The organism is Sphingomonas sp. (assembly GCF_036677245.1).
GTDB lineage: Bacteria > Pseudomonadota > Alphaproteobacteria > Sphingomonadales > Sphingomonadaceae > Allosphingosinicella.
On sequence record NZ_JAKFCG010000001.1, the window covers coordinates 1 to 7751 of the forward strand.

General features: G+C 66.6%; 7 protein-coding genes and 1 pseudogene. 7 read left to right on the forward strand and 1 reads right to left on the reverse strand.

Features of this window, described 5'->3' with window-relative positions:
* A pseudogene (locus V6M48_RS00005) lies at positions 1-233 on the reverse strand (cold-shock protein); the annotation flags it as partial.
* Between the two features lie 239 nt (positions 234-472).
* On the opposite strand from V6M48_RS00005, the gene V6M48_RS00010 reads away from it, so the two are divergent.
* The 7 genes from V6M48_RS00010 (at position 473) to V6M48_RS00040 (ending at position 7492) form a co-directional block, all read left to right on the forward strand.
* Entirely contained in the window at positions 473-1261 is a 789-nt protein-coding gene (locus V6M48_RS00010) for a TerC family protein (protein WP_332810464.1), read from the forward strand.
* Between the two features lie 128 nt (positions 1262-1389).
* A complete protein-coding gene (locus V6M48_RS00015; RefSeq protein WP_332810465.1) occupies positions 1390-2007 on the forward strand; it encodes a ribonuclease D in 618 nt (205 codons plus the stop codon).
* On the forward strand, positions 2000-2638 hold the full coding sequence (gene lptC / locus V6M48_RS00020; protein ID WP_332810466.1) for an LPS export ABC transporter periplasmic protein LptC: 639 nt from the start codon (positions 2000-2002) through the stop codon (positions 2636-2638). Before V6M48_RS00015 ends, lptC begins: the two co-directional genes overlap by 8 nt.
* A 47-nt stretch (positions 2639-2685) precedes the next feature.
* Entirely contained in the window at positions 2686-3219 is a 534-nt protein-coding gene (locus tag V6M48_RS00025; protein ID WP_443019013.1) for an LptA/OstA family protein, read from the forward strand.
* A gap of 262 nt (positions 3220-3481) precedes the next feature.
* A complete protein-coding gene (gene lptB / locus V6M48_RS00030; protein WP_332810468.1) occupies positions 3482-4297 on the forward strand; it encodes an LPS export ABC transporter ATP-binding protein in 816 nt (271 codons plus the stop codon).
* A 12-nt stretch (positions 4298-4309) separates the two neighbouring features.
* The gene (rpoN, locus tag V6M48_RS00035; protein WP_332810469.1) at positions 4310-5842 is read left to right on the forward strand and encodes an RNA polymerase factor sigma-54; all 1533 of its coding nucleotides are present in this window, start codon (positions 4310-4312) and stop codon (positions 5840-5842) included.
* 312 nt (positions 5843-6154) lie between these two features.
* Positions 6155-7492: an MFS transporter gene (locus tag V6M48_RS00040; RefSeq protein ID WP_332810470.1), complete on the forward strand. Its 1338-nt coding sequence runs from the start codon at positions 6155-6157 to the stop codon at positions 7490-7492.
* Positions 7493-7751 lie beyond the last annotated feature (259 nt).

A 7751-nucleotide genomic window follows, 5' to 3' on the forward strand; every position in this document is an offset into this window, starting at 1 on the left:
CCGCCGCCGCCGCCACCGCCGCCGAAGCGATCACCGCCGCCACCGCCGCCGCCGAACCGATCGCCGCCGCCGTAGCCCCCGCCACCGCCGCCGCCGCCGCCATAGCGGTCACCGCCGCCGCCGAAGCCGCCGCGATCCGAGCCGTAACTGCTGCTGCTGTCCTCGCCGAACCCGTCGCGCTTGTCTCTACCGCGCCCGCCGCGCTCGCCGCGGCGTCCTCTATCAAAACCCATGCCGTGTTAAACTTTCAAAGGCCCGAATCCCTGTTAGAACCACCGCGCTGGGCTGAACGCGCAAACGGCCTCGGCACGAAAATGGCGCACCATCGACTCATATAGCGGAAAATTTACGAAGCTGCGAGCAGTTTTGGCGCATTGCTTTTTTGCACCCGCCGGGCTTGGCACCGGGGGCCGCGCTGATGCATTGGACCGCACGCGCGCGGCATGGGACCGCCGCCAGGACGGGAAGCCAGATGGACAGCATCATCAACGTTTTCAGCGAGCCGGCTGCCTGGGCCTCGCTTGCGACCCTGGTCGTGATGGAGGTCGTGCTCGGCATCGACAACCTCATCTTCATCTCGATCCTGTCCAACAAGCTTCCCGAGCATCAAAGGCAAAAGGCGCGCAAGATCGGCATCACGCTCGCTTTGGTGATGCGGCTGGCCCTGCTTTCGACGATCGCATGGCTGGTCGGCCTGACCAATCCGGTGTTCGACCTTGGCATCCAGGGCGCCCCCGGTCCGCATGGTGAGCCCGGATTCGAGACCAGCTTCTCGTGGCGCGACCTGATCCTGATCGCCGGCGGCCTGTTCCTGCTCTGGAAGGCGACCACCGAAATCCACCACAATATGGATCCGCACCCCAATTCGGACGTGTTCGACACCGCCAAGCCGGTGCTCGGGTTCGGCGCGGCGATCGTCCAGATCCTGATGCTCGACATCGTCTTTTCGATCGATTCGATCCTCACCGCGGTCGGCATGGCCGATCATCTCGTGATCATGGTGATCGCGGTCGTCGCCGCCGTGCTGGTGATGCTGCTCGCCGCGGAGCCTCTGGCCAATTTCATCAACCGCAATCCGACGATCGTCATGCTGGCGCTCGGCTTCCTGCTGCTGATCGGCGTCGTGCTGGTCGCCGACGGCTTCGGCGTGCATGTGCCCAAAGGCTATATCTACACGGCCATGGCCTTCTCGGCGGCGGTCGAGGGCCTCAACATGGCGGCCAGGCGGCGGCGCGACCGGGCGGCGAAGCAGGGCGGATAGGGCCTCACCGCGGGCGCCGGCAGGATCGCGCCGCTTCGGCCGCGATGCAGGCTCCGCCGGGCTGACGGGTGAAAAATGGCGCGCCCAGCCCCATTGAGCCATCCCCCGCTTCCGCTTATGCGGGGCGAATGACTGTCCATTTCCATGAAGAAGATCTGCCCGAGGGCGTGCTCGCGCCGGGCGCGGTTGCCGTCGACACCGAGGCCATGGGGCTGTTTCCCGGCCGCGACCGGCTGTGTCTCGTCCAGATTTCCGATGGCCGCGGCGACGAGCATCTCGTCCGCTTCGCAGCCACCAGCGATTTCGCCGCGCCGAACCTCAAGGCGGTGCTCACCGATCCATCGCGGCTCAAGCTCTATCATTTCGCGCGCTTCGACCTTGCGACGATGCACGCCTATCTCGGCGTGATGGCGGCGCCGGTCTATTGCACCAAGACCGCCTCGCGGCTGGTGCGGACCTACACCGACCGCCATGGCCTCAAGGACCTCGTGCGCGAGCTGCTCGGCCACGAGATCTCCAAGCAGCAGCAGACTTCGGATTGGGGCGCTCCCGAGCTCAGCGACGCGCAAAAGGAATATGCCGCCTCGGACGTGCGCTATCTGCACGGGCTCAAGGAAAGGCTCGACGAGCGACTGCAGCGCGAGCAACGCGCCGCGCTGGCGCAGGCCTGTTTCGACTTCCTGCCGCATCGCGCCTTGCTCGATCTCGCCGGCTGGCCGGAGGTCGACATCTTCGCCCATGTCTGAGCTTGCGGCCCAGGAACGGCTGAAGAAGCAGGGCTGGGCGGCGCCCGGAAGCTCTCACGACGCCGTGATCGGGACGCTGAAGATCGCGTTGCCGGCGATCGTCGGCGTGCTGATCGCCTATCTTGCGATGGCGCCGCTCACCCGCGGGCAGGACATCAGCTTCATCCTCGACAAGAACAAGGTCGAGGTCGCCAAGGAACGGCTGCGGGTCCAGGCCGCCCAATATCGCGGCCAGGACGACCGCGGCCGGCCGTTCACAATCGCCGCGCGCCAGGCGGTGCAGCCGACCTCCCGCCAGCCGATCGTGGACATCCACGGCATGGCCGCGCGGATCATGCTCGACGACGGGCCGGCCGCGCTCCAGGCCGACAAGGGCCGCTTCAACGTCGAGACCCAGCAGGTCGCGGTGGTCGGGCCGATCCTGTTCACCGCCGCCGGCGGCTATCGGCTCGCCACCCGCGACGTCACGGTCGACCTCGATCAGCAACGGCTGGCCAGCCGCGGCAGGGTCGAGGGCACGATGCCGCTGGGCCGCTTCTCGGCGGACCGCCTGCTGGCGAACCTGGCGAGCCGGACAGTGACACTCAGCGGCAATGCGCGCTTGCACATTGTCCAGGCCGGCCACAGATGAGCCTCATGAAAGCCCGTTTCCTCGCCTGCGCCGCACGCGTTCGCGCCATGATCTGGCCCGCCCTGATCTGGGCGGCGATCGGCGGCGCCCCCGCCCCCACGCCGGCCTATGCGCAGACATCGGCGCTTCGCGGCCACAACAGTGATGCGCCCGTCGATGTCGCTGCCGATCGCATCGAAGTGCAGGACCGCGCCGATCGCGCGGTCTTCTCCGGCAACGTCGTCGTCCGCCAGGCCGATCTCACGCTCAACACCGAGCGGCTCTCGATCGCTTACACCAAGGCCGGAGGGGTGCAGATCGAGCGGCTCGATGCGAGCGGCGGCGTGACGGTGCGCAGCCCCTCGGAGACGGCGCGCGGCCAGTTCGGCATCTACGACCTCAACCGGCGCATCATCACCTTGCTCGGCGGCGTCACCTTGATCCGCGGCTCGTCGCAGGTACGCGGCGCGCGCCTCGTGCTCGATCTCAACAGCGGCCGCGCGGTGATGGACGGCGGCGCGGTCGGCGGTGCTCCCGGCACCACCCGCGCGCCGGGCGGCCGGGTCAGCGGCACTTTCACGGTTCCCAAGCGCACCAACTGAGCTCTGCGGCAAAATAGCGTCGCTTGTTGTCGAGGCGCCGGCTCCTGCGTTGGAAGGCGTTTGAAACCGCATTGCTGGTTGCGAAAAGCCGGTACCCACCTTTTCGCTTTATGCTTTAGGCGCGGCGCGAAGGTCACAGCCGGCGATGATTCCGCGCGGGCCGCCGCTCGCCACTCGACCTCGCCGGCCAAGTCATGCAGGAATCTTGCCAGTTGAGGTGATGCGCGGTCGGCCGTAGAGGCGGAGCGACGCTGGAGCGACGATGAACGAGACCGTCACGATGGACCAATTTGGGCAGAATGCCGCGACCGGCGCCGGTCTCCGCTCCGCGACTGGCTCGGCGGTCGGCACGGCCGCGCGCGGGCTATCGGTGGTTTCGATCGCCAAATCCTACGATCGCAAGATCGTGCTCAAGGACGTGTCGCTCGGAGTCGAGCGCGGCGAGGTGGTCGGGCTGCTTGGTCCGAACGGCGCCGGCAAGACCACCTGCTTCTATTCGGTGATGGGCCTGGTCAAACCGGACAGCGGCCGCATCCTGCTCGACGGGGAGGACATCACCAGCCTCCCGATGTATCGCCGGGCGATCCTCGGCCTCGGCTATCTCCCGCAGGAGACGTCGATCTTCCGCGGGCTCAGCGTCGCGCAGAACATCATGGCGGTGCTCGAGGTCGAGGAGCCCAATCGCGCCGCGCGGGCCGAGCGGCTCGAGCAGCTGCTGAGCGAGTTCCACATCGAGCATTTGCGCGATTCGCCGGCGATGTCGCTGTCGGGGGGCGAAAGGCGGCGCTGCGAGATCGCGCGCGCGCTCGCCGCCGATCCGTCGATCATGCTGCTCGACGAACCGTTCGCCGGCATCGATCCGATCTCGATCGCCGACATCCGCGCTTTGGTACTGCAGCTCAAGCAACGCGACATCGGCGTGCTGATCACCGACCACAATGTCCGCGAGACGCTCGATATCGTCGACCGCGCCTGCATCATCTACGACGGTCAGGTCCTGTTCGCGGGCAGCCCAGAAGCCTTGGTGGCGGACGAGAAGGTCCGCCGGCTCTACCTCGGCGAAAGCTTCGAATTGTAGCAAGGTCTGACCATGGCGCTCGGGCCTCGCCTCGACCTCCGGCAAAGCCAATCCCTGGTGATGACACCGCAGCTCCAGCAGGCGATCCGGCTGCTGGCACTGTCGAACCTCGAGATCGAGGGTTTCATTGCCGAGGAGGTCGAGCGCAATCCGTTGCTCGAGTCGGCCAGCGACGACGGCGCGAACGAGCCGGCCGAGCCTTCCGGCGAGCGCGTCGAGCGCGCGGAGCCGGAACGCGTCGACGAACTCGTCGCGCACGGCGATGCCGAGCGCGATGCGCCGCTCGATGTCGATTATCAGGGTGAGGATTTTCAGGACAGCGCCGCCGACCGCATGTCCAATCACCCGGCGGATCCTGCCGTCGGCGGCGATCGCAGCGGTCTCGACGGCGGCCTGGGCCTCGAGGGGATGGGCGGCGGCGGCGAGGCACCGGACCTCGACGCCCTTGCCGGCAGCGATCTGTCGCTGCACGAGCATCTGCTCGGCCAGGCCGGCGCACGCCTGTCCGGCACCGACCTCTTGATCGCGCAGCAGATCATCGAGCAGATCGACGAGACCGGCTATATCTCGACGCCGATGCTCGCGATCGCGCAGCGGCTGGGGGCGCCGCTCGGCGAGGTCGAGCGCGTCCTCGCGATCGTCCAGGGCTTCGATCCCCCCGGCGTGGCTGCGCGATCCTTGTCCGAATGTCTCGCCATCCAGGCGCGCGAGGCCGATCGCTACGATCCGGCAATGGCGCGGCTGATCGCCAATCTCGACTATCTCGCCAAGGGCAATCTGCCGGCGCTGCGGCGCATCTGCGGGGTCGACGAGGAGGATATGGGCGACATGATCCGCGAGCTGCGCGCTTATGATCCCAAGCCGGGCTGCAAGTTCGGCCAGCCGAGCAGCATCGACGCGATCATCCCGGACGTGTTCGTCGCGCGCCGCGGCGCCGGCTGGGCGATCGAGCTCAACCAGGCGACCTTGCCGCGGCTGCTCGTCAATCGTGCTTATTATGTCGAGCTCGCCGGCGGCGCGCACAGCAAGCAGTCCAAGGCCTGGCTGTCGGAATGCCTCGCCAGCGCCAATTGGCTGGTCAAGGCGCTCGACCAGCGCGCCCGCACGATCGTCAAGGTCGCGTCCGAAATCGTCAAGCAGCAGGACGCCTTCTTCCGCGACGGCGTCGCCTATCTCAAGCCGCTGACCTTGCGCACCGTCGCCGATGCGATCGGAATGCACGAATCGACCGTCAGCCGGGTGACGTCGAACAAATATCTCGCCTGCGACCGCGGCCTGTTCGAGCTCAAATATTTCTTCACCAGCGGCATCCAGAGCTCCGACGGCGGCGAGGCCGTCTCGGCCGAGGCGGTCAAGAGCGCGATCAAGGCCCTGATCGCGGCCGAGGGCGCCAAGGTCCTTTCGGACGACCAGCTCGTCGAGATGCTGCGCGCCAGGGGCTTCGACATCGCGCGCCGTACCGTCGCCAAATATCGCGAGGCGCTGGGGATCGGCTCGTCGGTGCAGCGCCGCCGCCAGAAAGCGATTGGCAGCCACGCCGCCTAGAACGTTTTGGATTTCGCAACGCGCGGGCGTTCCGGCCGTGAACCGGCAAAGGAGTCGCACGATGACCGACCAGAAGAAGAAGGGCGATTTCGACCATGATGGGGCCCCCCTCGCCCTATCCGGCGGATAGGGCAGCCCCATCATCAGCGCGACAACCGCAACGAGAACAGCCGCACCGGCAATCAGAACAGCGGCCACGGCGGGCACAAATAGGCTTGGCCCGCTCCGTGGTCGACCGCTAGCCCTCGAAAGCGTCCGGCCGCACGCGCAGGATACTTGACGCGCGCCGTCTCTTCCCCGCATCCGGGCAGGATGGACGCCGCCAGCCGCACGCACCGCCTTCGTTCGATCGTCGGCGGATCGGCCGGCAATCTGATCGAATGGTATGATTGGTACGTCTATTCCTTCTTCACCCTCTATTTCGCCCCGGCCTTCTTCCCCGAAGGAGATCGCACCGCCCAGTTGCTGAGCGCTGCCGCGGTGTTCGCGGTGGGCTTTTTGATGCGGCCGATCGGCGCTTGGCTGATGGGCGTCTATTCGGATCGAAAAGGCCGCAAGGCAGGGCTGTCGGTGTCGGTCGCCTTGATGTGCGGCGGCTCGCTGATGATCGCCGCCACCCCGACCTATCACAGCATCGGCGCGCTCGCCCCGGCCCTGCTCGTGCTGGCGAGGCTGCTCCAGGGCCTCAGCCTCGGCGGCGAATATGGCGCGAGCGCGACCTATTTGAGCGAGATGGCCGGCCGCTCGCGCCGCGGCTTCTTCTCGAGCTTCCAATATGTGACGTTGATCGGCGGCCAGCTCGCCGCCGCGATGGTGCTGATCATCCTGCAGCTGCTGCTGACCGAGGCCGAGCTCGAAGCCTGGGGCTGGCGCATCCCGTTCGTGATCGGCGGCATGCTGGCCTTGTTCGTCTTTTACATCAGGCGGCGGATGGCAGAGACCGAGAGCTTCAAGAACGCCCAGGCGGCGAACACCCAGGCCGGCGAGCTAGAGTCTGGGCCAGAGTCTGGGCCAGAGTCTGGGGATGCGTTGCGATCGAGCGGCTGGTCGCTGGTCAAGCACCATCCGCGCGAGGCGTTGCTGGTGATGGCGCTGACCGCGGGCGGCACGCTCGCTTTCTACGCCTACAGCATCTACGGCCAGAAATTCCTGGTCAACACCTCGGGTTTCGACCGCGAGACCGCCACCCGGATCAGCACCGCCGCATTGTTCCTGTTCATGCTGATCCAGCCGCTCGGGGGAATGCTGTCCGATCGGATCGGCCGCAAGCCGATGATGATCGCGTTCGGCATCGCCGGCACCTTGCTCACCTATCCGATCTTCGTTGCGCTGGAAGGGGTGCGAAGCCCGTATGCCGCTTTCGGCCTTTTGTTCGGGGCGCTGGTGATCGTCACCGGCTACACCTCAATCAATGCGGTCGTGAAAGCCGAGCTCTTCCCCGCGCACATCCGCGCGCTTGGGGTCGCGCTGCCTTATGCGCTCGCCAACACCATCTTCGGCGGCACCGCCGAATATGTCGCCTTGTGGTTCAAGGACCAGGGGATCGAGCGCGGCTTTTACATCTATGTGACGATCATGATCGCACTGTCGCTGATCGCTTATGCGCGGATGCGCGACACGAGGGATCACAGCCGCATTCTCGAGGACTGAGCCCGACACCACACGCCGAGCTGGTTAAGATCGGCTTCACCATGAACATGCTGAAAAAGCTCATCCGGCCGCTGACCGGCCACGGCCCGGCCCGGAATCTGCGACGAAACGAGCCCGATCCGCCGTGAAATTCATTGTGCTCCAGTTATGAAACAGGAACCCCACACGCTCCGCCGCGCCGCTGGCCTGCTCCTCGCCGCCACCGCGCTCCCCCACACTGCGCTGCTGGCGCAGGAAACACAGCCCGCCGCTCCGACGG

Excerpts from the sequence above, each read along its gene's own strand:
- V6M48_RS00010 (WP_332810464.1), top strand. The coding sequence starts at position 473 with ATGGACAGCATCATCAACGTTTTCAGCGAGCCGGCTGCCTGGGCCTCG.
- V6M48_RS00015 (WP_332810465.1), top strand. The coding sequence starts at position 1,390 with ATGACTGTCCATTTCCATGAAGAAGATCTGCCCGAGGGCGTGCTCGCG.
- lptC (WP_332810466.1), top strand. The coding sequence starts at position 2,000 with ATGTCTGAGCTTGCGGCCCAGGAACGGCTGAAGAAGCAGGGCTGGGCG.
- V6M48_RS00025 (WP_443019013.1), top strand. The coding sequence starts at position 2,686 with ATGATCTGGCCCGCCCTGATCTGGGCGGCGATCGGCGGCGCCCCCGCC.
- lptB (WP_332810468.1), top strand. The coding sequence starts at position 3,482 with ATGAACGAGACCGTCACGATGGACCAATTTGGGCAGAATGCCGCGACC.
- rpoN (WP_332810469.1), top strand. The coding sequence starts at position 4,310 with ATGGCGCTCGGGCCTCGCCTCGACCTCCGGCAAAGCCAATCCCTGGTG.
- V6M48_RS00040 (WP_332810470.1), top strand. The coding sequence starts at position 6,155 with ATGGACGCCGCCAGCCGCACGCACCGCCTTCGTTCGATCGTCGGCGGA.